Consider the following 242-nt stretch of genomic DNA (forward strand, 5'->3'; position numbering starts at 1 on the left):
AAGACTCCCTTGTCGAGGTTCTGCCAGGCGAACGTTGTCGCGGGATTCGAATTCACGAAATCGGAGTCGCCCGCACCGATTCCGACGGGCACGCCAACATCCATCTTCGAAATGTCGATCTGGACGTCGGGGTCCTGGAAAGCCTCAGCCATGGCGAGCGCGGCGTCGGGGAACGCGGACCCGTCGCCCACGGCCGCGATGCGGCCACCGACGTACTCGACCTCTCGCTCGTCCTTCAGGTT

1 protein-coding gene is annotated in these 242 nt (G+C 63.6%); it reads right to left on the reverse strand.

From position 1 onward, the window contains the following. On the reverse strand, nt 1–242 hold a 242-nt coding region (locus SB658_RS26945), incomplete at both ends, for a hypothetical protein (RefSeq protein ID WP_410603572.1).

The organism is Bacillus sp. SIMBA_008, from assembly GCF_046535495.1.
In the GTDB taxonomy this organism is placed as follows: Bacteria; Bacillota; Bacilli; order Bacillales; family Bacillaceae; genus Bacillus; species Bacillus subtilis.